Here is a 25,903-nt window from a genome sequence, read left to right on the forward strand (position 1 = left end):
GGCTTGGGCTGCTGAACGAGCCGTTGCTGGCTATGATCGCCCCATTCTAGCGGCAGGCCCATGGGGGGCCGCGCCGGCCCTATCGAGCTATGAACCGGACCGAAGAGATTAAAAACAGCGGGCTCAAGGCGACCCTGCCGCGCATCAAGATTCTGGAGATTTTCCAGAAGACGAATCAGCGCCACATGACCGCCGAAGATGTCTACAAAGCCTTGCTGATCGAGGATGCCGACATTGGCTTGGCCACGGTCTACCGGGTGTTGACGCAGTTTGAGCAGGCGGGCCTGCTGTCGCGCAATCATTTCGAATCCGGCAAGTCGGTGTTTGAGCTCAACCAAGGCCATCACCATGACCATCTGGTCTGTCTGACTTGTGGCCGCGTTGAAGAGTTCTTTGATCCCGAGATCGAGGAGCGCCAGCACCGCATCGCCGCCGAGCGAGGCTTCGAGCTACAGGAACACTCCCTGGCGCTTTACGCGGCTTGCATCAAGAAGGACTGCCCGCATCGCGGCAGCTGAGTGGCGGGGCAGGCAGGACTGAGGCGGACTCAGTCCTGGTCGTGCTGGCCCATTTCGATCGCCCGTTGGTGGCGTTCGACAAATTCTCGGTAGGTGTCAATGCCGCGCAGCTGCAGCACCGTGTTGCGCACGGCGGCCTCCACCAAGACGGCCAAGTTGCGGCCTGCATCGACGGCGATGATGACCTTGCGTACCGGCATGCCCAGCACCTCTTCGTACAGCGGCTCGTAAGGCAGGCGTTCGAAATCACGCTCCAACGTTTCTTTGCGCACCAGGTGGACGATCAGCTTCAGCCGCATCTTGCGACGCACGGCGGTCTCGCCAAAGATCGCCTTGATGTCCAGCAGGCCAATGCCGCGCACTTCGAGCAGATTCAGCAGCAACTCGGGGCAGCGACCCTCGATGGCGGTTTGCGAGATGCGAAACAGGTCAACCGCGTCATCGGCCACCAAGCCGTGGCCGCGCGAAATCAACTCCAGCCCGAGTTCGCTTTTGCCTAGACCTGACTCGCCGGTCAGCAGCACGCCCAGGCCCAGGATGTCCATGAAGACGCCGTGGCGGGTGGTGCGGTTGGCAAACAGGTGGGCCAGATAGGCGCGCACCACGTCAATCACATGGCCGGCCGACTCGGCGGTTTCGAACAGCGGGATCTCGGCACGGTCGCACATGGCCACCAAGCGATCCGGCGGCGGCTGGTTATCGGCCACGATGATGACTGGCGGCTCAAGCGTAACGATGCGGGCAATGCGGCGGTCCAGCACCTCGCCCGAGGCCTGGCTCAAATAGGCCACTTCGCGGCGACCCACGATCTGCACCCGGTAGGGGTGGATGTAGTTCAGGTAGCCGACCAAGTCGGCGGCCGATTGCGCGTCGCGCACGGCGGCCTCGTCAAAGCGGCGTTCCGGGTGCGCGTGACCGGCGATCCACTCCCATCGCAGCGCCTCCCTGTGCTCTTCGAAGAGACGGTCGGCGCTGATGGAGGTGGGTTTCACTGTATTGGCGTTTGAAACAGAGAGAAGTTCAGGCGACCGACTTGAGCGGTTCCCAGTCGGAGATCAGGCGGTGCACAGCGCTGGCTTCGGTTTCGGTCTTCAGGCGCTCGCGCAACTCGCGGTCCGACAACATCTCCGCAATCTCGGAGAGGATTTCCAAGTGCCGCTGGGTGGCGGCCTCCGGGACCAGCAAAAAGATCAGCAGGCTGACGGGCTCATCATCGGGTGCGTCGAAGCCAATCGCTTGCTGGACGCGCAAGACGGCTGCCAGTGGATTCTTCAGCCCCTTGATGCGGCCATGTGGAATCGCCACACCGTGCCCCAGCCCGGTTGAGCCCAGGCGTTCGCGGGCAAACAAGTTGTCGGCAACCAGCGCGCGCGCGATCGCATGATTGTTCTCGAACAGCAGGCCGGCCTGTTCGAAAACACGCTTTTTGCTGGATGCGTCCACATTTACCAGCACATTGCTGGCAGGAAGGATGGCGGCGAGACGGTTCATGGTGTCGAAGCGCTGAGTTGGGCGGTGGCCCTCGGCGGCACGCTTGCTCGGTGTCTGGGTGAAGAATTATAGAAATTTGCGGCCATCGTGCGTATCAGCGCATGTCTGGCTACAGGTCGAGCAGTGTACAAGTGCTCGACCTGCTGTGCTGCAAGCACCGAATTTCTGTGGCTTTGGCGAAGCTTTAAGTCTCTTTTTGGGGAATTTCTTCGGGGCAACAAAAAGGCGACCCGAGGTCGCCTTGCTTGCGGAGGCGATGGCTGTTCAACAGCGATCGCCTTTCAGGTCCATCAAGGAGCCGGCATTTCCATGCGCTTTGCAGCGGTATGGTGATGATCTTGCAAACGATCTTTGTGGCGGCAGACCTGACGGTCCAATTTGTCCATCAACTGATCAATGGCTGCGTAAAGATCTTCGTGCGACTGTTCGACGAAGATATCGCGCCCCTTCACATGCACTGTGACTTCGGCCTTCTGGCGACGTTCTTTTTCCTTTTGCTTCTCCACGGTGAGCAAGACGTTGATGTCAACGACTTGATCAAAATGGCGGGTCACCCGGTCGAGCTTTGTGAGCACATACTCACGCAGAGACGGCGTTACTTCCAAATGGTGGCCACTGATTGTCAGGTTCATAAAGCCTCCTTTCACAAGAGGAATCGAGAAAACGGGAACAAATGGTCAAAGAACGAAGTGGGCTAATTGCTGGGTCTCGAAATGGGGCTTGGGTAGTGAATCGGTAAGTCCAGTTTGCACCCGAAGTGAATTCATGACAAGTGTTTTACAGCTTCAAGTCGGGCGGTAGTCCGTTTGCCGATTTGACTGTGCGCACACCGCGCAAGCTGCTTTCGGGAACTGCTTTGCCACGAGGTGATAATGAAAGCTTCCCAGCTCTGGAGTCCTTCTTGGACAGCGATCACCCGCGGTGACCGTCCATTCCCACGTCAAAGGTATTTGCAGCCTGCCTTGAGCCGCTGCCTTGCCAATTGTCCGGAGTGAGACGGGTCCCCAACACACCCACCTTCCGGACGGCAAAGTACCGTCCAGACTCTAGTCGGCGCTGCGGCGCTGGAGATCTGCATGCTGAATGTGTTTACCTTGGACAACGGGCGCTTGAAGGGCGGCCTGTTTCAGGAAGAAATTGAAACCGCCGAAGACTTGGCGCAATCGCGTCCGATTTGGGTGGATCTGGACCAGCCCAGCGCCGAAGAAAAAGGTTGGATTCAAGACCGTTTTGGCCTGACCATTCCTGAAGACATCGTTGACGAGGACCTGGAAGAGTCGGCGCGTTTCTATGAAGAAGACAACGGCGAGTTGCACATCCGGTCTGACTTTTTGATCGACGGCAACGAGATCACCCGCAATGTGCGGGTGGCCTTCATCCTCTACAACAATGTGCTCTTCTCCATTCACAACGGCGATTTGCCGGTGTTTCGCCTGCTGCGCCTGCGCGCACGCCGCATCCCGGCCTTGATTGAAGACGCCAAGGATGTGCTGCTGAAGCTGTACGACGCCGATGCCGAGTATTCGGCCGACATCCTGGAAGGCATTTACGACAAACTCGAAACCGTCAGCGCCCGCGTGCTGAAGAAGGACGTGAATGACGCCGAGGCCGGTGAAGTGCTGTCGGCCATTGCCCGCGAGGAAGACTTGAACGGGCGCATCCGCCGTAATGTGATGGACACCCGCCGCGCACTCAGCTTCATGATGCGCAGCCGCATGCTCAATGCCGAGCAGTTCGAGGAGTCGCGGCAGATTCTGCGCGATATTGATTCGCTCGACTCGCACACCGCCTTCTTGTTCGACAAGATCAACTTCTTGATGGATGCGACGGTCGGTTTCATCAACATCAACCAGAACAAGATCATCAAGATCTTCTCGGTGGCCAGCGTGGCCTTGCTGCCGCCGACGCTGATTGCCAGCATCTACGGCATGAACTTCAAGTACATGCCGGAACTGGAATACGCCTGGGGCTACCCCTTTGCGCTGGGGCTGATGCTGGCGTCGGTGGCCGCGCCCTTCATCTATTTCCGCCGCAAGGGCTGGCTGCGCTGAACCGGGCGGACGGGGCTCAGACCTTCAGCTTGCGCTTGATCAGGCGCAGCACCGCCCCCAGTAGCGGTAGCTTTTCGTAGAACTCTTCGGCCGCGTCCCAGTAGTCGCGGTGGTAGGCGACGCGGCCATCTGGCGCAAAGCGCAGATGGCTGCTGCCGTGGATTTGCCGTGGCAAGACCTGACCCTTCAGCTTGAAGTGGAAATCCCAGGTCAAAAAACACTGATCGTGCTGCACCAAGGCGTTCAGCACGGTGAAGCGCGGAGCCTCCAGGGTTTCGAACATATGGGAAAAAATGGCCGTCACCGCCGCCAGGCCTTGAACCTCGTTGAAGGGGTCTTTGAAAAAAGCCTGTTCGGTGTAGCGACTGCCCATGCGGCTCAAGTCACCGGGCTGGAGCCGCTCGAAGAAGCTGATCAGCGCGCTCGCGCGCGGGTCGGTGCATGGCGTCATGGGCGGGTGGTTCTCTTGATCAGGCTGAAGTAGGCGCTGTCGCTCAGCAGGCGCAGTGCCTTCATGAAACGCGTGAAGCGCTTGGGAAAGTGGATCTCGAACTCGCCGCTGCGCCAGCCTTGCAGTATCGCCAGCGCCGCCGTCTCGGGGCTGATCAGCGCCGGCATCTTGAAGTCGTTTTGCGCTGTAAGCGGGGTCGCCACGAAGCCTGGGTGAATCACCGACACCCCAATGCCCGCATCCGATAGATCGAGGTAGAGGGCCTCGGCCAAATGGCTCAGCGCCGCCTTCGAGGGACCATAGCCTAGTGACTTGGGCAAGCCGCGGTAGCCGGCCACGCTGGACACCAAGCTCAGGTGTGTTTCCAAGCCTTGATGCGCTTGCAGCAGCAGCTGCGGCAGCACGGCGTCCAGCAGGTTCAGGGCGCCGACGTAGTTAACGTCCATATGCCGGCGCGCTTCGGCCAGCGAGAACTGCTGCGCGCTCATGGCTTTGTAATAGCCGACGCAATACAGCACCAGCGAAATGGACCCGTGGCTGCGCACAATGGCTTTGCAAGCCTGTTGCAAGGCACTGGCGTCCATCACATCGAGTGGCTTGGCCATGCTACCCGGATGCTCATCGACAAAGGTCTGCAACAGATCCGCCTGCCGAGCCGACACGATGACGCGCGCCCCCGCACAGTGCAGTTGATGAGCCAATGCCTGACCAATGCCGCTGGACGCGCCCACCAGCCAGACCGTGCGACCCTGCCAGTCTCGAAGTTTGGGATTCAAGGCCATGGGGGTCAGAGTTTCTGGAAGGACAAGGTGACCTGGCCCAACTCGAAACCGAACTTGCTCATCACCGCTTTGTTCAGCATCACTTTGTCGTCGATCAGGTACATCCAGTCATCGAAGTCCACCTCATAGACTTTGCCGTCCACAGGGAGCTTTAAGGTGTAGCTCCAGCGCAGCGCATTGCCGGCCGCTTCGCCCCGGGCCAGGCCGACTACATCGTCGGCGCGACCGCTGTAGCGCCCGCCGCCGAGTTCCTGGATGGTCCAGACGCGGCGATCGCGGCTGCCGTCGCTGTATTCGAAGTCTTCTTCGAGGATGCCGGTATCGCCCTGCCAGCGCCCCATCAGCTTGACCACAAAACGGCGTTTCACATGGCCGTTGCGGTCGGTGAAGATGCCATGCGCCAGCAAGGGCCCATTCAAGTACTGGCGCAGTTCGAGCTTGGGGCTCTCTTGCGCGTACTGTGCGGGCGTCGGGCCCATGGCGCAGCCGCTCAGCAAGATGGCCGCCAAGCTGAGGCTCAGCCAAGGGCGGGGCAACCCAGGGCGGGGGAGGAAAGGAAATCTCATGGCAAGTCCTCGTTGAGCGCGGTGCGTATCCGGAATTGGTAGAGAAGGCCTGCGGCTAGCAGCTTCAGCAGGCAGGGCAGCAAACAGTAGGCCACGGTCAGGGCCTGCAGCGCATTGACGTCGCGCAGCCCAGGCGCATATCCCAGCGCTTGCAGCATGGGCAGACTGAGCCCTGCGGCCAGGGCCAGATTGAGTTTGTTAGCAGCATTCCACCAACCGAAGAAGGCGCCTTCGGCATGACCGCCCAGCCCGGCGCCATGCACCAAGCGGGCCAGCAAAGCGCTTGGAATGGCCAGGTCAGCGCCCATGGCCAGGCCGCTGGCGATACAGACGGCCGTGAAGGCCAGGCTGTCCCCTTCGCCCAGCAGGGCGGCCCAGGCAAAGGCGGCCACGGCCAGCAGCATGGCTGCAAACCAGCTGCGGGCATGGTCCCAGCGTTTCACCATGCGCAGCCACAAGGGCAAGGATAGGGCGGCTGCGCAGAAGTAAGCCGCTAAATAAGCGCCTTCCCATTGCGGGGTTTGCAGGCGATCCCGCACAAAAAACAGCAAGAGGCTGGCCGGGATCGCCGTCGCGATGCCATTGCACAGAAAGACCGCCATCAGGCGCCGAAAGTCTTGCCGCTGCCAGACCGAAACCGCTGGCCCCTTGCTGCGAGTCGCAGTGGAAACGGCCGGCGCTCGCGGGGCTCGGCCCAGCAAGAGCAGGCCTACACCCAGGGCCAGGGCAAGGGTGAGGGCGGTACCTGCCAAACCAATCCAGCCGGGCAGCAGGCTGGCTGTGATCACCCCCACCAAGGCAAAGCCTTCTCGCCAGGCCACCACGCGGCTTTGTTGCACGGCGCTGCCGCCAAAGCGTGCGCCCCAAGTCTGGTGCATGACGCTGAGCAAGCTGTAGCCAAAGTAAGTCAGCAGCAAGGCGGCAGCGCACCAGAGCAGCAGGCTGCTAGGTGTTCGCCAAGGCGGGAAGAACACGGCAGCGAAGCCGCCGGCCAGCAGCAGGGCCGCTGCGCGCATCAGCGGCAAGACTCGCGCCGGGTGCTGGTTCAGCCAGCGGTCGCAGAGCCGGCCAATCCAGGGGTCGAGCAAGGCGTCAAAAAGCCGAGCACCCAAGAGCAGAGCGCCGAGCTGCGCCAGCGGCATGCCAAATTCCTGGGCGTAATGGGCGGGCAGGCTGATGTATAGCGGCAGGGCCACAAAGGCGAGTGCGAAACCCAGGGCGCCGTAGCGGGCCGAGGCTGCATTGCCCGGCATGGCCCAGGCCTCAGGGCTATTCATTGCGCGCCCAATAGCTGCTTGCGCAAGCCGGGTTCGGAGCTCTGCGGGGCCAGCCAGATGCCGAAAAACAGGCGCGCAAACTGAGGGTCGCTGATGCGTTTTTGCAGGCGCCCATTGACAAAGAAGCGCACGCCTTCGCCGGGCTCGTGCAAGCCGCTGATGCGGTCGCCGGCCTGCACATCGGGAAAGGCCGCTTCCATCTCCGTCAGCCATCGCTGCGACTGTTCGGGGGCAAACTCGCCTTGCCGCTTCATTTCGGCCAGGGAGCGTTTGGCGATCTCGCGGCCGCTCAAGCTGCGGGCGTATTCCAGCTCCAGGGCCAGTTCTTTGCGCTGCCAGTTCTGGGCGTCGATGGGTTCGCGTGACCACAGACGGATGTCATAGATTAGCAGTCCAAAGAAACGCATCTGCGCCTTGGATTGCTGGCGCAACTCCGACAACTCTGGCGCGGCGACGGCAAGCCCAGGCAGGGCAGGCAGCAGGCCGCAAGCCCATTGCAGTAGCCGGCGGCGGCTCGGCATGGTGCTCAGTCTCTTTGCAGGGTGAACTGCATCACATCGGTATTGCCAGCCGCGAAAGCGGCCTCGCAATAGGCCAGGTAGAACTCCCACAGGCGCACAAAGCGGGTGTCGAAGCCCTGCTCCCGCACCTGCGTTTCGTGGCGCAGGAAGGCTTCGCGCCACAGGTGCAAGGTCTGGGCATAGTCCTGACCAAAGGCCAGTTCATTGCTGATGCGCAAACCGGCCTTGGCGGCGTGGGCGCGGAATTGGCTCGGGCTGGGCAGCATGCCGCCGGGGAAGATGTACTGTTGAATGAAATCGCTGGAGCGGCTGTAGCGCTCGAACAAATCGTCGCGGATGGTGATGGTCTGAATGCAGGCGCGGCCACCGGGCTTGAGTTTGTCGTGCACGGTCTTGAAGTAGCCGTCCCAGTATTCGCGCCCGACCGCCTCAAACATCTCGATCGAAACAATGGCGTCGAAGGCCGGGTCGGCGATGTCTCGGTAGTCCTGCAGGCGCAAGTCGGCGCGCTCGGCCAAGCCGGCTTGTTGCAGGCGCTGCTGCGCCCACGCCAATTGCTCGTGCGACAAGGTAACGCCGGTCAGATGGGCGCCAAAGTCACGGGTGGCGCATTCCGCCACCGCGCCCCAGCCGCAGCCCAGTTCCAGCACGCGGTCGTTTTCACTAACACCACATTCACGCAGCGCGCGGGTCATCTTGGCGGTTTGCGCTTCGGTCAATGAGCCTTGGGCTTGGCCGTCGAACCAGGCGCTCGAGTAGTTCATGCTCGGGTCCAGCCAGAGCTTGTAAAAGTCATTGCCGATGTCGTAGTGCGCATGAATGTTCTTGCGGCTGCCGGCGCGGCTATTGCGATTGAACAGGTGGCGCAAGCGATGCAAGGCCGAGCCCCACCAAGAGCCGAAGATCACCTCGTCAAGCACCTCGCGATTGCGGATGAACAATTCCAGCAAAGCGCGCAGGTCCGGGCTGCTCCAGTGGCCGGCCATATAGCTTTCGGCAAAGCCGATGTCGCCCGAACGCAGTGTGGCCGTGCAGACTGCCCAGTCGCGGATGCGAAAGGCCGCGCGTGTCGCGTGCGTCTCCGCATGCTGTCCCGGCTTGGCGCCAAAGTGCATCGATGCGCCATCAGGCAGCTGCACATCCAAGCTGCCGTGGCGCAGGTGGCCGAGCAGCTTGAATACGGTGCGTGCAGCGGGCGGCGCATTGTCGGGCAGGTTGATGCGCGGTGTGAGCGTGTTGGTGTTCATAGCGTGCAAGGCCCTCAGCGGGTCACAAGGGTTTCGGGGGCGGCAGGTTTGCCAAAGAAGGGGACGCGTTTGAGTAATAACTGCAGGGCGTGCCAATGGATGCGTGCGAGCACCATCAGACTTTGCGCGGGCATGCTCATGAAGGCATGGCGGGCGCTGGCTTCGGTGAGTGCTTGCAACTCTCCGCTGATGCTGGTCTGCAGCAGCAGTTGGCCTTGCTCATCCTCATGATCGACACGCGCCACGCAGCGCATCGCGTCCGGCCCCTGGCTGTTCATGAAACGGAAGCGGTAGCGTCCGGCCACGCGGCAAAACGGCGAAACATGGAAGGCCTTGCTGGCCAGCATGGCCCGCCCATAGGCCAGCGACGACCCTTGCAGCAAATAGCAATGACGTTCGCCGAAGGTGTTGTTGACCTCGACCACGATGGCAGCCAGGGACCCGTCTTGGCGTTGGCAATGCCAGAAGCTGACCGGCTTGAAGGCGTGACCAAGCACTCGTGGGTAGCAATGCAGCCAGACCTCGCCCTTGGCGTCCTCCACACCCTCGCGCAGCAGCAGCGCGTCCAACCAGGCGAGGCAGTCGGGACCGCCGTCGCCATGGTCGGCGTCATGAAAGCTCAACCAATTCAGTCGTGCAAGGCCCGCGCCTTGGCCGTTGCGATGCAGGGCCGGGCAGGGCGTGTGCCGCAGGGTGCGCATCGGCAGCATCAGGAAATAGCTGCGATAGGCAAAGGCATGGTTCGCGGGCGCGAGGCGGCGATGGCGCACCTGGCCACGGCCGATCATGGCCTGGGCGGGCCAGGCCGTGCTGCCGCTTGCGCGATCGCCTTGGCTCATGCCGTCCCCCTGGTCGGTGGCGTTGGCATGGTGGCCCATTGGCTCAACAGGCGCTGAGCCACCTTCAGACCGGACAACAAACCATCCTCATGGAATCCATAGCGAGTCCAGGCGCCGCAATACCAAACATGGCCTTCGCCTTGGATCTCGGGTAGGCGGGCCTGGGCCGCCACGGCGCCTTGATCGAAGACCGGGTGGGCGTAATCAAACTCGGCCAGCGTTTTGGCCGGCGCCGGTTCGCGCACCGGGTTCAGCGAAACGATCACCGACTGCTGCCAAGGCAGGGGCTGCAGACGATTCAGCAGGTAATGCAGGCACACGGCTTGCTGCTCGTGGCTAGCCTGGCCCTTGCGGGCCGGGCCGCCATGCTCGTAGTTCCAGGCCGCCCAAGCAACGTGGCGACGCGGCAGCAGGTCGGTATCGGTATGCAGAACAGCCCGGTTGCGGTGGTAGGGGATGGCGCCCAGGATCTGCCGCTCGCTGTGGCTGGCTTGCTCGAGCAGCGCCAGCGTTTGGTCGCTGTGGCAAGCCATCACGACCTCATCAAAACGCTCGCTGCCTCGGCTCGAATTCACCTGAACGGATCCATCGGCGTTGCGGCTAACGCTGAATACCGGCGTCTTCAGTCGCGCATCGCTGATGCCGCTCAGCAGCTTCTCGACATAGTGCTTTGCACCTCCGCGGACGGTGTACCACTGCGGCCGCTGCGTCACTTGCAAGAGCCCGTGGTTGTGGCAAAAGCGAATCAGCGTGCTGATCGGGAAGGCGAGCATTTGGCTGGTCGGGCAGGACCAGATGCACGCCACCATCGGCAGCAAATACCAGTCGCGGAAGGCCTGACCCAAGCGGTGCTGGGTGAGGAATTCGCCGATCGGTTGGGACAAGGCGGCCTCTTCGCCGCGCTCGGCCAGGCGGGTGCAGAGCGAGTTAAAGCGCTGCAGATCGCGCAACATGCCCCAGAACGCGGGTCGCAACAAATTGCTGCGCTGGGCGAAGACGCTGTTTAAATTGCTGCCGCTCCATTCCAAATCCTGCTCCGGCAGTTGCACCGAGAACGACATATCACTGGCCGCGACCTGCACCTCCAGTTGCTTGAACAACTGGATCAACAGGGGGTAGGTGCGCTCATTGAAGACCAGAAAACCGGTATCGACGCCGTGACGGCGCCCTTCGAGTTCGAGGTCGACCGTGTGGGTGTGGCCACCAAAGTAGTTGCCCGCCTCGAACAGCGTCACATGGGCTTGTGAGTTGAGGGCCCAGGCGGCGGACAGGCCGGCAATACCCGAGCCGATGACGGCGACGCGTCGGTTGGCGGCGTTGTTGGGCTGGCGCGGTTTGCCGAGTTGCTGCAGCAAAGGCAGCAGGTCTGCGGCATGGGCGGCTGCGCCCAATGAGCCGACGCCGTCTTCAGCACCCGCTGCGCCTTTGCCTCCGTTTGCGTGGGCTTCGCGCTGCAAATAGTTGGGTGGAAGTTTGAGGCCGAGGGCCTGGGCGCCGCGATTGAAAAGGCCCCCGCCATGGGCGGAGGCCTTGGGTATAAAAGTAGCCGCAAAGTGCCCCGAAGCCAACGAGGGAGGGAGGGAGGAGGAGGAAAACGGCTTCTGGATTTCAGCCCCAACAGAGGGGAGACTTTGCGGCTGTAAGTGTGCCAATGCTAGCGATTTTTCGAAAATTTCAAAACTTTTTTCTTGCGTTTGCAATTGTTTACAAAGGCTGCGCAATGAATTCGTCATTGATGAATTGGTTTGTCGCTGATGCGCATCCATGACGTCGGAATTCGGCGTCAGGGGCCTTGCCAATGCGTCAACGCTTGCAGCATGGGTCGTCATGGGGCACCTGTCAACGTCAGGGTTTGGCCAATTGCCGCTCCACCTCTTCGGTGATGCTGCGGCTCAAAGGATCGGTCATCGAGCCAAAGCTCTGCACCTGCCGACCATCGCGCGAAATCAGGTATTTGTGGAAGTTCCACTTCGGGCTCGAGCCGGTGCGTTGGGCCAAGTCCGCAAACAGCGGGTTGGTGTCGGGGCGCCCCGGTTTCACCACCGATTTTGAAAACATCGGGAACTTCACATTGAAGGTGTTCTCGCAAAACTCGGCGATTTCCTTGTTGCTGCCCGGCTCTTGGCTGCCAAAGTCGTTGGAGGGGAATCCGAGCACCACCAAGCCTCGGTCGGCGTAGCGGGCAGACAGCGTCTCCAGGGACTTGTACTGGGAGGTGAAACCGCAAAAGCTGGCGGTGTTGACCACCAGCAGCACCTTGCCGGCGTATTGGCACAGCGCTTGGGGCTTTTCATCTTGCAGCCGCGGCATGTCGCGTTGCAGCAATGCCGGGCAGTTGGCCGGCGCGGCCTGGGCCGTGTGGAGGGTGGACAAGAACAATACAGCGCCGAAGTAGGTGCTGGCCCTTGCTGCAAAATACCGGCGTTTGTTCATTGTTTGTCCTAGTCAAATCTCTTGCGTATGACTATATTAGTACAAACATTTCATTTTGTCTTTTGTTTGTCTAGGACAACTTCACGCCCATGAAAGAGCTGCATGTCTGCTGCGATTGACGCCCCTCCACCGTCCGAGCCGGAGCCAATGCTTGGCCTCGCCGGCATCGCCGCGGTGGAGCGGGACACCGGCTTGAGCAAGGACACCCTGCGCATTTGGGAGCGTCGCTATGGCTTTCCGGCGCCCTTGCGTGATGAAGTGGGCGACCGTGTCTATCCGGTCGAACAGGTGCAGCGCCTGCGTCTGCTGAAACGTCTGATCGATGCGGGGCACCGCGCTGGGCGTGTCGTGCCCGCCACGCTGGACACCTTGCAGCAGCTTTCGCAAGACGGTGCCCGCAAGCCGCTTGCTGGGCCCGAGCGTCGGGGTGAGATTCCCCAAGACGAGACGATCGAAGCATGCCTGCAGATGCTGCGCTTGCACCAGGTTGAGGAATTGCGGCGCCTCCTGACCCAAGCCTTGCTGCGCCAAGGCTTGGGTGGCTTTGTGCAGCAATTGGTGGCGCCTTTGACGACGCGGGTCGGGGATGCCTGGATGCGCGGTGAGCTGGAGGTGTTCGAGGAGCACATCTACACCGAGCTGATTCAACAGCTGTTGAGGCAGGCGGTGCAGGGGCTGGCGCAGCAAAGCTTGCGGGTACCTGCCGAGCGGCCGCGTGTGCTGCTCAGCACCTTGCCCGGGGAACCCCATGGTTTGGGCTTGTTGATGGCCGAGTCGATGCTGGTCGTGGAGGGCTGCCAATGCCTGTCGCTCGGCGTGCAGACGCCCTTGGAGGCCTTGCCTCGCGCGTCGTTGGCACATGCCAGCGACATCGTGGCCCTGAGTTTCAGCGGCTTGATGTCCAGCGCCGCGGTGAAACGTGGCTTGAGCGAGTTGCGCGCCGCGTTGCCGCCGGCGGTGCAACTGTGGGCGGGAGGCAGTGCGCTGCTGCTGCGCCGCCGTGACCCGCAAGTGCCGGGTATTCGCTGCATGACCGACTTGGGTGAATTGCCGGCGGCGGTGGCCGCTTGGCGAACCCTGCAAGTGAGCGGAAACGTGGACGAGTAAAAAAAGAGCCCGCCAGTGGCGGGCTCGATGGCGCAGGCGGTGGGGCCGACTCAGTGGTTGTTGCGGCGGTGCAGGATCAGCAGGCCAAAGCAGCCCGCTGCCACGGCCAAGCCGCCGATGAAATGCGGGGAGGCCAGGTTCATCACGGCGGCCCAGGCGTCTTGGGCGACCCAGCCAGCGAAGCCATTGAACATCTCCATCGCTTCAGCCTTGACGGGCTCGCCGCCGCGCAAGCTGTGGGTGGCATCAAAGAGGGCTCGTCCAGCGCCATCAAACTGTTGCTCCAGCAGCTTCCAGATGATGGGGTTGCCATAGACCTTGTCCAGCACATTGCCGGCAATCACGATCACGGCGATGACGACAGGAACACCGGCGCGCTTGAGCCAAGCCGCGGCCGCCATCGTGATCAGGTAGATCGGGGCCAACCAGAGCGAGAACAGCACCGCACCCAGGCTGACGCGTAGCAAGCCGGCAACTGTGGCCACACCCAGCGACCACCAAGACACGTCCGTCAAGGCCCCAAAGCCCATCACTTTGACCACGACGGCCATGGCCATCACCAGTCCCATCGCGGCCCCTAGAGCCAAGGCCAGCACCGAGACGAACACCGTGTGCATCAGCAGCGTCGCCGAAATGCTCTCGGTATGCGAGCCTGGCAGTGAGAGCCAGAACTCAATCGAACGGTCTTGGTTGTCTCGCCGCGCTAGGCCGGGCAGTTGGAACGAGGTCACCAACCACGTGATGGCCCAGACACCGATGGTCGTGATGCCCACCACGGCCGCAGCCAGCAGGGTGGACGGCAGTTGCACGCCATCCATTTCGACCTTGCCAAAAGGCATGGCCAACAAAAGCAGGATGGGTGCAGCCAGCATGACGATCAGCCAGCCTTTGTGATGCTGCATCCACTCGCGCTGCAGCAATGTCATGTATCTTGTCGAAGTCATTTTTTCTCTCCTAGGCTTCAGGCTTGACGGCTTTGCAGCTCGGGCTTGCGGGTCAGGGCCATGAACAGGTCCACCAGGCTGGGGCGGAAGCGCTGGCCGAGTTGCTGCACATGCTCGGGCGGCGCGCCATCGAACAGTGCGGCGGGGCGACCTTGCAGGCGGTAACGCAGCAGTGGGTGGGCACCGGCCACCGCATCGGCGGCCGCGGCGTCGTGCGACAAGGCCATGAAGCGCGAGTCCATTTCCTCCAGGCTGATGTTCAGCACCAGGCGGCCCTCGTCCATCATCATCACGTCGCTGAGCAAGGTTTCGATTTCCTCGACCTGGTGGGTCGAGATCACCACGGTGCGTTCGCCATCGCACCACTCGTCGATCAGCATCTCATAAAAGCTCTTGCGCGACATCACGTCCAGGCCCAGCGTCGGCTCGTCCAGGATCATCAACTGGGTATCGATGGCGGCGATCAGCGCCAGATGCAACTGCGTCACCATGCCCTTGGACAGGCTCTTGACCTTGTCGCGCGGCCCGACGCTGGTGCGCCGAAGCAGGGTGCGCGCCCGTTCGGCCGAGAAGCGCGGCTGCAGGCCGCTCATCAAGGTGATCAACTCATCGACCCGGGCCCAGCGCGGCAGCACCGCCACATCGGGGATGTAGCAGATCGATTGCAGCAATTCATTGCGTTGCTGGCGCGGGTCCAAGCCCAGCACCTTCAGGTCGCCAGCGCCGCCGATCAGGCCGACCATGGCCTTCATCAGCGAGGTCTTGCCGGCACCGTTGTGCCCCAGCAGACCGATCACGCGGCCCTTGGGGATGTTGAAACTGATGTTGTCGACGGCGGTCTTGCGGCGGCTGCCGAAGCCGTAGTGAAGGCTGAAGTCGCGTGCTTCGATCAGGTGGCTCATTTCGTCTCCCAGTTCAAGTCGGTGGCGCTCAGCCCAAGGCGGCGCAGTTTTTCCCGCAGCAAAGGCCATTCTTTTTGCAAAAAGGCTTCGCGCTCGCTTTTGCGCAAGCGCGCCTTGGCGCCTTGCAGCACATACATGCCGAGGCCGCGACGGCTTTCCACCAGACCCATATCGACCAGACTTTGCAGTGCACGCGTCACCGTCAAAGGGTTGATCAGGTACTGGCTGGCCAGGTTGCGGACCGAGGGCAAGGCTTCGCCTTCGGGAGGGGCGCCGTCCAGCAACTGCACGGCCAGGCGGTCGGCCAGTTGCTGATAGATCGGTGCGGTGTCGTTCCAGTTTTGCATATCAACCTGGGCGCTTGGCCTGTGTGTTGCTGATGTAGCACACCATAACAAAGCACCCCGGGCGGCCCAAGCCGCGCCCGACAGTCTGCAGAAAACGGGGGATGAAGCGTTTGGCGCCGCGGCTTTAGCCGGCCTGCGCCTTCAGCAAGGCGATGCGCTCTTGATCCGCCTTGCGGTCTGCGGCCACCTTCAGTGCCGCCGGGCGCTCGCCGATCAGCTTGGCGTAGGGCTTCCAGTCAACGCCGCCGGCGGCCAGCAGGTCTTCGCCCAGCACGGCCTTGCTGGCCATGGCGACCAGCGGCAGGCTGACCCAGGCGGCGCAATCGGCCATCGAGAACTGCTCACCCCCGACAAAGGGCGCAAACCGAGCCAGGCGCTTGAAGGCGGCGATGTTTTTGACCAGCAGTTTGCGCGCGCGGGCTTGGGTGCCTTCACTGACGGTGCCGCCGAAAAAGGCCTGCGGATACAACTCGCGCGCCACCAATTCCAGGTGCAACTCGATGAAGGTGATCAACTCGCGTTGCTTGGCGGCGCCGAAGGGGTCGGCGGGCAGCAGCGCCGGCTGCGGGTAGGCGGCTTCCAGGTAGTCCAGGATCAGCTGGCTTTCGCACAGCGCGCCTTGTGGTGTGCGGATGAAAGGAATCTTGCCGAGAGGCGAGCAGCTCAGCACCGCTTCTTCGGGCGAATGGGTCATGACCAAGTGCTCCTCGAAGGGGATGCCCTTTTCGAGCATGTAGAACTTGACCTTGTTGTAGTAGTTCGACAGCGAAAAACCGCACAGCTGAATCATGGCTAGGCTCCGGCCTGGGATAGAGGCGGCCAGTCTACGGCCCGTTGGCGGGCCTCACTGGCGCGGGGGTGACAAGGCCGCGGCGTTTTTGTCCAGCAGATGGATCACGCGGCGCCCGTTGCCGGCCGAGATTTGCTCACCAAAGTGTTGGGTATGCAAACGGTCGAACTCACCCGAGGCCTGCAAGCGTTGCAAACCGCGCAGCAAACGCTTGGCCAGCGCTTCGCCTTCGGCCGTGCGGGCGGTGTAGAAACGCTGTTGTGAAGGGACGGTGATCAGCAGCGTGGGCTCCCACTCCAAATCGCTGGGCTCGGCCATAAAGGGGGTCACCTGTTGCATATGCAGCAGGCCACTCATGATCACGTCGCTGCGCCCGAGGCCCAGCATCTTGAACAATCCGCTGAACGATTCGGTGGTTTCAACCTTGAAGCCCATGCCTTGCAGGAGGCGTCGGTCGCTCCAACTGCCGAGCACGCCGAAGCGCAAATCCCGCAAATCATCGGCGCTGCGAATGGCGGCCAGCTTGGGCAGCAGGCTGCGCCGGGTCAGCAAGATGCGTTGACTGTTCAGTCCCTTGTCCAGGGAAAACGGCACCGGCGTCAGTTGCTGATCCAACTCGGGCGTTGCATAGCTGTGCACCACCGACAAGTTGCCGGCCGCGACTTCGATGCGGGCACGTCCCTGGGTCATGTTCTGGGTCGACCAGCGCAACTGGTCCGCTTCGGTCTTGCCAGTTTGGCTGGCGTTCAAGGCCGCCTGCAGCAGTTCAAACTCGAAACTGTAGCGGCTGCGGTCGCCATCGGCGGGCAGCGGAAAGGTCAGTGTGGCCGCCAGCGAAGTCGTTGCCAAACACAGACTGAACAGACTCAGCAGGCCGGCGAACCAAGAGCACCGCAGCCTCACACGAGGTCGGGTTGAAGGTTCTAAAACCGCAGCCATTGCGACACAGCAGGATTGAAAAAACCCGACTGGGTATAGGCCTTGCGAATCCGCCCTTGCTGGCGCAGCACTTGCAGGCCGGCATCGAGGCGGGCTTTCAGTTGCGCGCCCTCCGGATGATTTCGTGAGATCAGGTAGTGGCGCGTGCCCTGCATGGCGATCTTGATGCCCGGGATGGGGATCAGCTTCACCTGGCCTACCTGCAAAGACAAATCGGGCGAGGCCTGGAAGGGTGCCAGCAAAAAGTCGGCCCGGCCGGCCGCCAACATCTTGGGCATCAGCTCCCAGTTGGTGACATGCTGGCGCTGCTCCAGGCCCAGTCGGTCCAGCGTGCGCCAGTCGACCACCCAGTTTCGATTGGACAGCACGCGCAAGCGGCGCACATCGTCCAGCGTCTTGGCGGCCAGGGCCTGCCGGTTCGATGGCAGTGCATACAGGCCGACCTCGAACTCGCCTTGGCCGAGCACCGGCAGGCTCAGCGTCAGGTCGGCTTCGGCCCCGGCGATGTCTTCGCTCCAATAGCAAGTGGCGCTGCAAATCGCATGGCCCGAGCCGATCTCTCGCAGCAGACGTTCGCCGGAGGGCATGTCCAGGAAACGCAGGCTCGAGGTCCAGGCTCCGGCTTGCAGGGCCTGATGCAGCAGCAAGACCTCGGCCACATCGCGGCGCGAATAGGGGCCGCCAAAATCGCTGATGCTGAGGGGGTCGCGCTGATTGAGAAAGCGCTGAAAGTCGGCCATCACATCGGCCGGCCCAGCGGCCAGCAGTGGCTCACTGGACTGCGCAGCCTGCACAGGCGTCGCGCCCAGCAAGGCGGGCAGCGCCGGCATCACCAGCAATTGCAGCAGGCTGGCTCGCCGAGTCAAAGACGCCGCCGAGCCTGTGGCCTCTGCGCTGTCTTGAGAGCTGTACACGGAATCAGGCACGAGTGAAGTTGGATGGAGGCCCAGGTTGAGGCGCGAGTTCAGCACCTGAAACTGACGCCGCGCCTACGGATTGTGGCCGAATTGTGGCACTTCGCCTTGCCGTGGCGAGCGCTGGCTCGGCCTACGCTGGCGATAGCCTCAAGTGCGCGCTTGGCGCGCCGAGCGCCGCAACAAGAGCAGGGCGCATAGCGACCCGGCCAGCGCGCCGGTGAGGTGGGAAAAGGGCACCACCGCGATATCCCATTCGGCCAACTGGCGCATGGGTTCGCCGAAGGGCTGCTCCTGCCAGAGTTTGATCAACAGGCCCAGGCTGACGCAGGCGCCAACGAAACGGTCGCGGCCTTGCCGATTCAGCAGCTCAACCAGCACCACCGCCACGCCGGCATGCAAGATGCCCGAGAGACCACCAAAGTGCGCCAGGTCGGGCTGGCTCAGCAAGGCCCATTGAGTCAGTGGCCAGGCCATGAACCAAGCCAAGGCGCAGCGTGCCGGCACCCGCGCGCCCCAGCCAAACAAGGTCACCATCGCGCAGGCGGCCAGATTAGCGAGTAAATGTTGCCGGCTCCAGTGCACCAGCGCGCCGCTCCAAGCCCGCCAGGGCTCGCTAGCCACCAGTTGTGGTTGCCAGTCGAGTATTTGGCTGGGCCATGGCTGCGCTGCCACCAGCAGGGCGGCCAAGAACAGCAGCGCCCCCAGCGCCACCCAGGCCCGCGCCACCATGTTCAGACGAACACGGCCTGCCACAAGGCCAGCACCGCATCACGATGTTTGGCCAGTCCCAGTGTCTCGAGCGTGGCGTCGTCGACGGCCGTTGGCTGTTCATCCAGGCGCGCGCGGTGCTGGGCGCGGCGCAGTTCGCGGTAGGCATTGGCCGCAGCGACCCCCACGGTCGCAGGCAGCAGCCCGGCTTCTTCGGCGCGCTGCAGCAGCGCAATCGCCCCGGCGTTCGGGATCAACTCGGGGTGTTGCCCCGCATGGGCCAGGATCAGCACCTGCAAGGCAAACTCGGCGTCCATCATGCCGCCGGGGCTGTGCTTGATGTCGAACCTGCCGGCCTTGACCGGATGGGCTGCGCGCACCTTGTCGCGCATGGCCTGCACCTCTTGACGCAGCGCGGCGTGGTCGCGCGGCGCGGTCAGCACATGGCGGCGCACCGCTTCGAAGCGTTCAGCCAGGCCGGCGTCGCCGGCGCAGAAACGCGCCCGCGTGATGGCCTGGTGCTCCCAAGTCCAGGCGGTGTTGCTGCCGCGGCCGGTTTGGTATTTCTCGAACGAAGCCAAGGAGGTGACCAACATGCCCGAGTTGCCGTTCGGGCGCAGTGCGGTGTCGATGTCGAACAACTCGCCGGCGGCGGTGCGCACGGTCAGCCAGGTGATCAGCTTGCGCACAAAGGCGCCATAGACCTCGGGCACCAGGTCCTTGTCGGCCTCATCTTCGTCGTCGAAGAGAAAGACCACATCGAGGTCGCCGCCGTAACCCAGCTCCTTGCCGCCGAGCTTGCCGTAGGCGATCACGGCAAAGCGTGGGCTCGGCCGGTGGGCCTGCTTGAGGCGCGCCCAGGTCCAGGCAATCGTGCATTGCAGGATTGCGTCGGCCAGCGCCGACAACTCGTCGGCTGCCTGTTCGACGGTGATGTGGCCCTCGATGTCGCGCACCAGCGTGCGGAAGACCTCGGCATGGTGGGCGCGCCGCAAGGTGTCGAGCAAGGCCTCCTCATGGGCCTCGCCGGAGCGTTCCCAGGCCTCGTGGCGGGCCTGCAACTCGGCCACAAAGCCGGGGCCGTCGAAGCGGTCATGCAGCAAGCGGTTGTCGGCCAATTCGTCGATCACACCGGGGTGCAGCATCAGGTAGCGCATCGGCCAGCGCGCAAGGCCCAGCAGGCGCAGCAAGCGGGTTTGCACCGCCGGCCGCTCGACCAGCAGGGCCAAATAACTCTCGCGGCGCAGCAGCGGCTCGATCCAGTCGACAAAGCGCACCGCCGCTTCGATGCTGCAGCCTTCGTCGCGCACAGCCAGCGCGGCCCGGCCGACCAGCTTGGCCAGGCGCAGGCGCGACTCCTCGCGCAGGCTTTGTACGCGTGGTTGCTCGGCCCAGCGCCGCACGGCCACCGCCAACTCGGGCTGGAGCTTGGCCAGGAATTCCTCGGCGTCGACCGGCAGGGCCGGGCCATTGCAGCCTCGGCAGCCATTGCCGCCCTTGGCCGGCGCCTGACCATCGTGCAGCAAGGCGTCGAATTCATTGGCGACGATTTCGCGGATCTCGCAGAGCCGGTCCAGCAGCTCGCAGGTCTCCTTCTGGCAGACCAGGCCCATGCTGCGGGCGATCCAGCCCAGGTCCTCATCGCTGCTCGGCAGGCAATGGGTCTGCTGGTCGTCGAGGAACTGGATGCGGTGTTCGACCCGGCGCAGGAACTCATAGCCGGTGGCCAGCTTCTCGGCCGTCTCGGCCTTCATCAGGCCGCGCTCGGCCAGGCGTCCCAGCGCCTTGACGGTCGAGCGGGTGCGGATCTCGGGGAATTGCCCGCCACGCACCACCTGCAGCAATTGCACGGTGAACTCGATCTCGCGGATGCCGCCGCGCGAGAGCTTGACGTCATTGGCCCGCTCGGGCCGGCCCACGGCGCGGGCGCGCGCTTCGTCGCGGATCTTGCGATGCAGCTGGCGCAGGCCCTCAAACACCCCGTAGTCCAGGTATTTGCGATAGACAAATGGCGTCACCAAGGAGCGCAGGCCCAGGGCGAGACCGTTCTGCACGCTCTCCAACGGCGCCACCACCCGGCTCTTCAGCCAGGCAAAGCGCTCCCATTCGCGCCCCTGGACGAGGAAGTACTCTTCCAGCATGGCCATGCTGACGGCGGCCGGGCCGGAGTTGCCGTTCGGCCGCAGGGCCAAATCGACCCGAAAGACCTGGCCATCGTCGGTGACCTCGCCGATCAACGCATACAGGCGCTTGGCGACGCGGGCAAAGTATTCATGGGCCGAGATGGGGATGGGGCCATCGGTCATGCCCTCGTCGTCGTAGACGTAAATTAGGTCGATGTCGGACGAGACATTCAATTCCCGGGCGCCCAGCTTGCCCATGCCCAGCACCCAGAACTCGATCACCTCACCGGCGGCATTGCGGGCCGCGCCGGAGATGGCGTCCTGTTCGGCGCGGGCGGCCTTCAGCGCCAGACACAGGCTGACCTCGGCCAGATGGGTCATGGCGGCGGTGATGTCGTGCATGGCCGCGTTGGCTTCAATGTCCAGCACCGCCAGCCGTTCCAGCACCAGATGGCGCGCTACCCGCAGGGCCGCGGCCAAGGGCCGTCCGGCGGCTTGCAGCGTGCCCACCAGCGCCTCAATCACGGGGCGGCTCGGCAGTCCGGGCGGCAGCAGCGACAACTCGTCGGCATAGCGGCGCCGCACGCGTTGGACAAAACGGCTGTACTCGGCCAATGCCCGAGGGCCGGAAACGGGTGAAGGCGTAGTCATCTCGGGAAAACTCATCGGCAAAAGTGAGTGGTCGCTGTGCTAGATTGCCAAGGCTCAGGGCGATGGCTATTTTGCCGCCAGGGCGTCCCAGGGTTTTCCGTCAACGGCTTCATGGCAAGTGCTTCCTTCTTCTAAATGTCCGTGCTTGCCTCTGTCACTGCTGCAGGCCTGATTCGGCTCCGACGTCCCGCCCGCATCGGCCGGCGCGTGGCCCGCTGGGCGCTCGCGCTGCTGTTGCTGGCCTGGAGCCTGGTTTTGCTGGCCTGGCTGGTTTTGCACTGGGCGATTCTGCCGCACATCGATGAATGGCGTGGTTCGCTGGAGCGAAGGGCTTCGCAAACGCTGGGCATTGAATTGCGCATCGGGAAAATTACCGTCACCTCCGGGGGATGGATTCCAGCGCTGGAAATGCGTGATGTGCGTCTGCTTGACCCGCAGGGGCGTGAGGCCTTGCGACTGCCGCGGGTTGCTGCGGCGCTGTCGGCGCGCTCGCTGCTGTCCATGCATTTGCGCTTCGAGCAATTGCTGATCGATGCGCCGCAGATGGAAATTCGCCGCGATGCGCGCGGCAAGTTCTATGTGGCCGGCTTCAGTGTCGATGACAGCCCGCATGCCGAGACCGCCGGTCTGGCCGAGGAGTGGGTCGACTGGCTGTTGAATCAGCATGAGTTTGTGATCCTGAACGGTCGGGTGCGCTGGATCGATGAGCGTCGCGGCAGCGTGCCGCTGGATCTGTCTGATTTGAATCTGGTGCTGCGCAATGGCTTGCGCCGCCATGAGCTGCGGCTGGACGCTTCGCCGCCGCCCGAATGGGGTCAGCGTTTCGGCTTGCGCGGCCGCTTCACCCAGACTTTGCTGAGCCGGCCCAGCGAACTGCAGACCTGGAGCGGCCAGCTCTACGCCGACCTACCGCGCACCGACGTGCGCGAACTGCGCCGCCATATCGATCTGCCCTTCGAGCTGAGCGAGGGCGATGGTGCCTTGCGGGCCTGGATCGACATCAAGGGCGGCGGACTCAAGGCGGTCACCGTGGACATGGGCCTGCGCAGCGTCAAGATGCGGCTGGCGCCGACGGCCGAGCAACTGGCGCTGGAACAAATCGAAGGCCGCTTGCAGATGTTGCATGAGGCCAAGCAGCTGAGCCTGCGCGCTCGCCAGCTTGGCTTTGTCAGCGGTGATGGGGTGGTCTGGCCCAAATCCGACTGGCAGATCGGACTCAATCTGCCCGAGCCGTCGAAGGCTCAGTTGGCAAGCGGGGCAGGGGCGGCCAGCGCCGCCGAGCGATTCAAGCACTTGACTCCGCTGGGTGGTGAGTTGGTGGCCGAGCGGCTCGATCTGGCCTTGATGGCGCAGCTGGCCCAGCGTCTGCCGCTGGGGGGGCAGTCGCGTGCTTGGTTGGCCCAGATGGCGCCGCACGGTGTGCTGAGCCAGTTGAATGCGCGCTGGGAGGGCCCGCTGGACGAGCCGCGCAGCTACAAGGTCAAGGGCGATCTACAAGGCTTGCAATTGGGCGAGACGCCGGCGCCACAGGTGCAGCCCGAGCAAGGGTCGGCCAGCCTTGTGGCTACAGGGCTCGACGCGAGCCTTGAGCCTGCGCCCGCGCCGCCTGCGCGGCCCGGTCTGCGTGGCTTGGACCTGCATGTGGATGCGAACGAACGCGGCGGCCAGGCCAGCATCAGCATGCAGGACGGCGTGGTGTCGTTGCCGGGGCTGTTCCGTCGGCCGCTGCCGCCGCTGCAACGCCTGAGCGGCAAGCTGAACTGGCGCATCGACACCAAACCGCAGCAGCCGGCGCAGATTGAGCTGCGCGTCAGCGAGCTGCGATTGGCGAATGAAGAGCTGCGGGGCGAGTTTGATGCGGTCTGGCGCAGTGGCGCGGCGCCGGCAGAGGCCCGCTTCCCGGGCTGGCTGGACTTGAGCGGCAAGTTCGATCGCATCGATGCCGTCAAGGTTCAGCATTACCTGCCCTTGGCGGTCGGTCACCACACCTTGGACTATCTGCGCGACGCCTTGCGCGCCGGCGAGGCGCGGGCGGTGACGGTCAAGCTGCGCGGTGACTTGGCCCGCTTCCCCTTCCAGGGCCAACGCGAAGGGCAGTTCCGCATCGTCACCCAGGCGCATGACGTCGACCTGGCCTATGTGCCGGTACTCGAGGGGCAGGCCCTGAACTGGCCGATGCTGGAGCGCATCAATGGCGAGCTGGTGTTCGAGCGCGGCGGCATGCAGTTCCGCAATGCCCGCGCCCGCATGCTGGGCTACGAACTCAGCGGCATCAAGGGGGGCATCAAGGACCTTTTGGTCAAGCACCAATTGGAGATCGAAGGCAACGGCACGGGGCCGGCCACCGAGTTGTTGAAGTTCGTACGGCAAAGTCCTGTCAACGAGGCCAGCGGCCGGATGTTGGCGGCCGCCACGGCCAGCGGCGCGGCCAATTTGAAGCTCAGCTTGAGCCTGCCCTTGAACGAGTTGAGTGGGTCGGTCGTCAAGGGCTCGGTGCAATTATTGGGCGGCGACCTGAGGTTGCGGCCCGATTTACCGCTGATGGCGAATGCCCGCGGCTCGGTTGAGTTTGATCGTCACGGCGTCAAGCTGCAGGGCCTGCAGGTCCGTGCATTGGGCGGCGAGGCCAGCATTGACGGCGGCAACCAAGCGGACGGCAGCCTGCAATTTGTCGCCCAAGGAGTGGCCGGCGCCGAGGCCTTGCGGCGCATGCCGGAGCTGGGGCTGGCGGCGAAACTGGCGCAGGCGGCTACAGGCCAGGCCGCTTATCGTTTGCAGTTGGGGCTGCGGCAAGGGCAGCCCGAATTTGCGCTAACCAGCAATCTCGTCGGCCTGGGTTTGGATCTGCCGGCGCCGCTGAAAAAGGATGCGGCCACGCCCCTGCCGCTGCGGGTGCAGACGGCACTGCAGGGCGGCCGCGACGAGCTACGCGTGGAGCTGGGCAATACCTTGCAGGCCCACTATCTGCGCGATATTTCGCAAGAACCTGCGCGCGTTTTGAAGGGCGCCTTGAGCATTCAAGACAATCTGCCCGGCCTTCCGGACAGTGGCGTGCAGCTGCAGGCGAATCTGGATCATTTCAATCTGGATGCCTGGCAGTCCGCCATGCAGCGCCTGCTGGGCCCGGCCAACGGTGAGGCCTCGCAAGACCCGGGCACGCAGGCCGGCGAAGGCGGCTACCTGCCGAACCAGATTGCGCTGCGCGCCAACGCGCTGCAGGTGATGGGGCGTCCGTTGACCCGCGTGGTGGCTGGCATCAGCCATGTGGCGAATGCCTGGCGTTGCACCATCGATGCCGAGCAGATGAGCGGTTTCTTTGAAACTCGCTCGGCCAAGCCCGGCCAGAGCAGCCGCATCTACGCCAGGTTGAGCCGACTGTCCTTGCCCAAACAGGAGGCCGACTCGGTCGGGCGGGTGCTCGAAAGCCAGCCGGGTAATGTGCCCGATCTGGACATCGTCGTCGATGATTTTGAGTTGCGTGGCAAACGCCTGGGGCGTTTGGAGGTGGAGGCGCAGGCCAGCGGCGTGGCGCGCGACTGGCGCCTCAGCAAGCTGCAGCTGAAGGCGCCCGATGCGGTGCTGAACGCGACCGGCCAATGGCTGAATGAGCCGGGCCGGGCCCAGCGCCGCACCGTGTTGGACTGGAAGCTGGACTTGGTCGACGCCGGCGATACCTTGGAGCGTTTTGGCCAGGGCCGGGTCTTGCGTGGCGGCCGTGGTCAGCTGAGCGGGCAGCTGGGCTGGAATGGCGAACCGCTGTCGCCTGACTTTGCCAGCATGAACGGGCAATTGAGCGTGGCACTGGAGTCGGGTCAGTTCCTCAACGTCGAGCCGGGTGTTGGCCGCTTGCTGGGTGTGTTGAGTCTGCAATCCTTGCCGCGTCGGTTTTTGTTTGACTTCCGCGATGTGTTCTCCGAGGGCTTCACCTTCGATGGCATCAGCGGCGATGTGAAGATCACGCGCGGCGTGGCCAGTAGCAGCAATCTGCGCACTCGCGGCGTGCAGGCGGCCGTGTTGCTCGATGGCAGCGCCGATCTGGCCGCAGAGACGCAGAACCTGCGCGTCTTGGTGGTGCCCGAAATCAACACCGGCGGAGCCTCGCTGGCCTATGCGGCGATCAACCCGGCCATCGGCCTGGGGACTTTTTTGGCACAGTGGATTTTGAGCCGGCCGCTCGCGGCCGCCAGCACGCGCGAGTTTCACATCACCGGCACTTGGGTTGAGCCCAAGGTCGAGCAGGTGGAGCACCGCTTGGATGAGCCGGGCAAGGCCGCCAGCGCGCCCTGAATGCACGCAAGT

24 protein-coding genes are annotated in these 25,903 nt (G+C 63.3%); 4 read left to right on the top strand and 20 right to left on the bottom strand.

Annotation, left to right across the window (positions count from 1 at the left end; all coding sequences use genetic code 11):
- The first annotated feature begins 89 nt into the window (after positions 1 to 89).
- Positions 90 to 518, top strand: a complete 429-nt coding sequence (gene fur / locus WG899_RS10180) for a ferric iron uptake transcriptional regulator (protein ID WP_339595528.1) — start codon at positions 90 to 92, stop codon at positions 516 to 518.
- Between the two features lie 29 nt (positions 519 to 547).
- Here the strand turns inward: fur and hprK are convergent, their stop codons facing one another.
- From hprK to hpf, 3 genes are all read right to left on the bottom strand, one after another.
- Complete coding sequence (hprK, locus tag WG899_RS10185; protein WP_339595529.1) at positions 548 to 1,510, bottom strand: HPr(Ser) kinase/phosphatase; 963 nt, start codon at positions 1,508 to 1,510, stop codon at positions 548 to 550.
- A gap of 28 nt (positions 1,511 to 1,538) precedes the next feature.
- Positions 1,539 to 2,009 (bottom strand): PTS sugar transporter subunit IIA, encoded by a 471-nt coding sequence (locus WG899_RS10190; RefSeq protein ID WP_339595530.1) that lies wholly within the window; start codon positions 2,007 to 2,009, stop codon positions 1,539 to 1,541.
- Positions 2,010 to 2,299: 290 nt separating this feature from the next.
- Positions 2,300 to 2,641 carry a ribosome hibernation-promoting factor, HPF/YfiA family gene (hpf, locus tag WG899_RS10195; RefSeq protein WP_339595531.1) on the bottom strand — a complete coding sequence of 114 codons (342 nt, stop codon included), beginning with the start codon at positions 2,639 to 2,641 and terminating at the stop codon, positions 2,300 to 2,302.
- 444 nt (positions 2,642 to 3,085) lie between these two features.
- On the opposite strand from hpf, the gene corA reads away from it, so the two are divergent.
- Positions 3,086 to 4,060 carry a magnesium/cobalt transporter CorA gene (gene corA, locus WG899_RS10200; RefSeq protein ID WP_339595532.1) on the top strand — a complete coding sequence of 325 codons (975 nt, stop codon included), beginning with the start codon at positions 3,086 to 3,088 and terminating at the stop codon, positions 4,058 to 4,060.
- A 16-nt stretch (positions 4,061 to 4,076) separates the two neighbouring features.
- Here corA and WG899_RS10205 read toward each other — a convergent pair whose 3' ends face one another.
- From WG899_RS10205 to WG899_RS10245, 9 genes are all read right to left on the bottom strand, one after another.
- Complete coding sequence (locus WG899_RS10205) at positions 4,077 to 4,511, bottom strand: nuclear transport factor 2 family protein (RefSeq protein ID WP_339595533.1); 435 nt, start codon at positions 4,509 to 4,511, stop codon at positions 4,077 to 4,079.
- On the bottom strand, positions 4,508 to 5,293 hold the full coding sequence (locus WG899_RS10210; protein WP_339595534.1) for an SDR family NAD(P)-dependent oxidoreductase: 786 nt from the start codon (positions 5,291 to 5,293) through the stop codon (positions 4,508 to 4,510). Before WG899_RS10210 ends, WG899_RS10205 begins: the two co-directional genes overlap by 4 nt.
- Positions 5,294 to 5,298: 5 nt before the next feature.
- Positions 5,299 to 5,859, bottom strand: a complete 561-nt coding sequence (locus WG899_RS10215; protein ID WP_339595535.1) for a DUF3833 domain-containing protein — start codon at positions 5,857 to 5,859, stop codon at positions 5,299 to 5,301.
- Entirely contained in the window at positions 5,856 to 7,136 is a 1,281-nt protein-coding gene (locus WG899_RS10220; protein WP_339595536.1) for an MFS transporter, read from the bottom strand. The genes WG899_RS10215 and WG899_RS10220 overlap by 4 nt, the downstream gene beginning before the upstream one ends.
- On the bottom strand, positions 7,133 to 7,657 hold the full coding sequence (locus WG899_RS10225) for a chalcone isomerase family protein (RefSeq protein ID WP_339595537.1): 525 nt from the start codon (positions 7,655 to 7,657) through the stop codon (positions 7,133 to 7,135). Before WG899_RS10225 ends, WG899_RS10220 begins: the two co-directional genes overlap by 4 nt.
- Positions 7,658 to 7,662: 5 nt before the next feature.
- A complete protein-coding gene (locus tag WG899_RS10230) occupies positions 7,663 to 8,904 on the bottom strand; it encodes a class I SAM-dependent methyltransferase (protein ID WP_339595538.1) in 1,242 nt (413 codons plus the stop codon).
- 14 nt (positions 8,905 to 8,918) lie between these two features.
- The gene (locus tag WG899_RS10235) at positions 8,919 to 9,743 is read right to left on the bottom strand and encodes a DUF1365 domain-containing protein (RefSeq protein WP_339595539.1); all 825 of its coding nucleotides are present in this window, start codon (positions 9,741 to 9,743) and stop codon (positions 8,919 to 8,921) included.
- Entirely contained in the window at positions 9,740 to 11,095 is a 1,356-nt protein-coding gene (locus WG899_RS10240) for an NAD(P)/FAD-dependent oxidoreductase (protein ID WP_339595661.1), read from the bottom strand. Before WG899_RS10240 ends, WG899_RS10235 begins: the two co-directional genes overlap by 4 nt.
- 493 nt (positions 11,096 to 11,588) lie before the next feature.
- The gene (locus WG899_RS10245; RefSeq protein ID WP_339595540.1) at positions 11,589 to 12,176 is read right to left on the bottom strand and encodes a glutathione peroxidase; all 588 of its coding nucleotides are present in this window, start codon (positions 12,174 to 12,176) and stop codon (positions 11,589 to 11,591) included.
- Between the two features lie 102 nt (positions 12,177 to 12,278).
- Between WG899_RS10245 and WG899_RS10250 the strand changes: the two genes are divergently transcribed.
- Positions 12,279 to 13,283, top strand: a complete 1,005-nt coding sequence (locus WG899_RS10250; RefSeq protein WP_339595541.1) for a MerR family transcriptional regulator — start codon at positions 12,279 to 12,281, stop codon at positions 13,281 to 13,283.
- A 50-nt stretch (positions 13,284 to 13,333) separates the two neighbouring features.
- Here the strand turns inward: WG899_RS10250 and WG899_RS10255 are convergent, their stop codons facing one another.
- From WG899_RS10255 to glnE, 8 genes are all read right to left on the bottom strand, one after another.
- Positions 13,334 to 14,227 carry a hypothetical protein gene (locus WG899_RS10255; RefSeq protein WP_339595542.1) on the bottom strand — a complete coding sequence of 298 codons (894 nt, stop codon included), beginning with the start codon at positions 14,225 to 14,227 and terminating at the stop codon, positions 13,334 to 13,336.
- A 17-nt stretch (positions 14,228 to 14,244) separates the two neighbouring features.
- Positions 14,245 to 15,129, bottom strand: a complete 885-nt coding sequence (locus tag WG899_RS10260) for an ABC transporter ATP-binding protein (protein ID WP_339595543.1) — start codon at positions 15,127 to 15,129, stop codon at positions 14,245 to 14,247.
- The gene (locus WG899_RS10265) at positions 15,126 to 15,476 is read right to left on the bottom strand and encodes a GntR family transcriptional regulator (protein ID WP_339595544.1); all 351 of its coding nucleotides are present in this window, start codon (positions 15,474 to 15,476) and stop codon (positions 15,126 to 15,128) included. Before WG899_RS10265 ends, WG899_RS10260 begins: the two co-directional genes overlap by 4 nt.
- A 124-nt stretch (positions 15,477 to 15,600) precedes the next feature.
- Positions 15,601 to 16,266: a glutathione S-transferase family protein gene (locus tag WG899_RS10270; protein ID WP_339595545.1), complete on the bottom strand. Its 666-nt coding sequence runs from the start codon at positions 16,264 to 16,266 to the stop codon at positions 15,601 to 15,603.
- A 54-nt stretch (positions 16,267 to 16,320) separates the two neighbouring features.
- Entirely contained in the window at positions 16,321 to 17,115 is a 795-nt protein-coding gene (locus WG899_RS10275; protein WP_339595546.1) for a substrate-binding periplasmic protein, read from the bottom strand.
- A 74-nt stretch (positions 17,116 to 17,189) separates the two neighbouring features.
- Positions 17,190 to 18,131: a transporter substrate-binding domain-containing protein gene (locus WG899_RS10280; RefSeq protein ID WP_339595547.1), complete on the bottom strand. Its 942-nt coding sequence runs from the start codon at positions 18,129 to 18,131 to the stop codon at positions 17,190 to 17,192.
- Between the two features lie 138 nt (positions 18,132 to 18,269).
- Positions 18,270 to 18,875, bottom strand: a complete 606-nt coding sequence (gene rrtA, locus WG899_RS10285) for a rhombosortase (RefSeq protein WP_339595548.1) — start codon at positions 18,873 to 18,875, stop codon at positions 18,270 to 18,272.
- Complete coding sequence (gene glnE, locus WG899_RS10290; protein ID WP_339595549.1) at positions 18,854 to 21,604, bottom strand: bifunctional [glutamate--ammonia ligase]-adenylyl-L-tyrosine phosphorylase/[glutamate--ammonia-ligase] adenylyltransferase; 2,751 nt, start codon at positions 21,602 to 21,604, stop codon at positions 18,854 to 18,856. Before glnE ends, rrtA begins: the two co-directional genes overlap by 22 nt.
- Before the next feature lie 141 nt (positions 21,605 to 21,745).
- On the opposite strand from glnE, the gene WG899_RS10295 reads away from it, so the two are divergent.
- Complete coding sequence (locus WG899_RS10295; protein ID WP_339595550.1) at positions 21,746 to 25,891, top strand: YhdP family protein; 4,146 nt, start codon at positions 21,746 to 21,748, stop codon at positions 25,889 to 25,891.
- Positions 25,892 to 25,903 lie beyond the last annotated feature (12 nt).

This window comes from Paucibacter hankyongi (genome assembly GCF_037482915.1).
Lineage (GTDB): Bacteria > Pseudomonadota > Gammaproteobacteria > Burkholderiales > Burkholderiaceae_C > Paucibacter_A > Paucibacter_A hankyongi.

Bases quoted from the DNA above. Each gene is read 5' to 3' on its own strand.
- fur (WP_339595528.1), top strand. From the start codon at position 90: ATGAACCGGACCGAAGAGATTAAAAACAGCGGGCTCAAGGCGACCCTG.
- WG899_RS10190 (WP_339595530.1), bottom strand. From the start codon at position 2,009: ATGAACCGTCTCGCCGCCATCCTTCCTGCCAGCAATGTGCTGGTAAAT.
- hpf (WP_339595531.1), bottom strand. From the start codon at position 2,641: ATGAACCTGACAATCAGTGGCCACCATTTGGAAGTAACGCCGTCTCTG.
- corA (WP_339595532.1), top strand. From the start codon at position 3,086: ATGCTGAATGTGTTTACCTTGGACAACGGGCGCTTGAAGGGCGGCCTG.
- WG899_RS10205 (WP_339595533.1), bottom strand. From the start codon at position 4,511: ATGACGCCATGCACCGACCCGCGCGCGAGCGCGCTGATCAGCTTCTTC.
- WG899_RS10210 (WP_339595534.1), bottom strand. From the start codon at position 5,293: ATGGCCTTGAATCCCAAACTTCGAGACTGGCAGGGTCGCACGGTCTGG.
- WG899_RS10215 (WP_339595535.1), bottom strand. From the start codon at position 5,859: ATGAGATTTCCTTTCCTCCCCCGCCCTGGGTTGCCCCGCCCTTGGCTG.
- WG899_RS10220 (WP_339595536.1), bottom strand. From the start codon at position 7,136: ATGAATAGCCCTGAGGCCTGGGCCATGCCGGGCAATGCAGCCTCGGCC.
- WG899_RS10225 (WP_339595537.1), bottom strand. From the start codon at position 7,657: ATGCCGAGCCGCCGCCGGCTACTGCAATGGGCTTGCGGCCTGCTGCCT.
- WG899_RS10230 (WP_339595538.1), bottom strand. From the start codon at position 8,904: ATGAACACCAACACGCTCACACCGCGCATCAACCTGCCCGACAATGCG.
- WG899_RS10235 (WP_339595539.1), bottom strand. From the start codon at position 9,743: ATGAGCCAAGGCGATCGCGCAAGCGGCAGCACGGCCTGGCCCGCCCAG.
- WG899_RS10245 (WP_339595540.1), bottom strand. From the start codon at position 12,176: ATGAACAAACGCCGGTATTTTGCAGCAAGGGCCAGCACCTACTTCGGC.
- WG899_RS10250 (WP_339595541.1), top strand. From the start codon at position 12,279: ATGTCTGCTGCGATTGACGCCCCTCCACCGTCCGAGCCGGAGCCAATG.
- WG899_RS10255 (WP_339595542.1), bottom strand. From the start codon at position 14,227: ATGACTTCGACAAGATACATGACATTGCTGCAGCGCGAGTGGATGCAG.
- WG899_RS10260 (WP_339595543.1), bottom strand. From the start codon at position 15,129: ATGAGCCACCTGATCGAAGCACGCGACTTCAGCCTTCACTACGGCTTC.
- WG899_RS10265 (WP_339595544.1), bottom strand. From the start codon at position 15,476: ATGCAAAACTGGAACGACACCGCACCGATCTATCAGCAACTGGCCGAC.
- WG899_RS10270 (WP_339595545.1), bottom strand. From the start codon at position 16,266: ATGATTCAGCTGTGCGGTTTTTCGCTGTCGAACTACTACAACAAGGTC.
- glnE (WP_339595549.1), bottom strand. From the start codon at position 21,604: ATGACTACGCCTTCACCCGTTTCCGGCCCTCGGGCATTGGCCGAGTAC.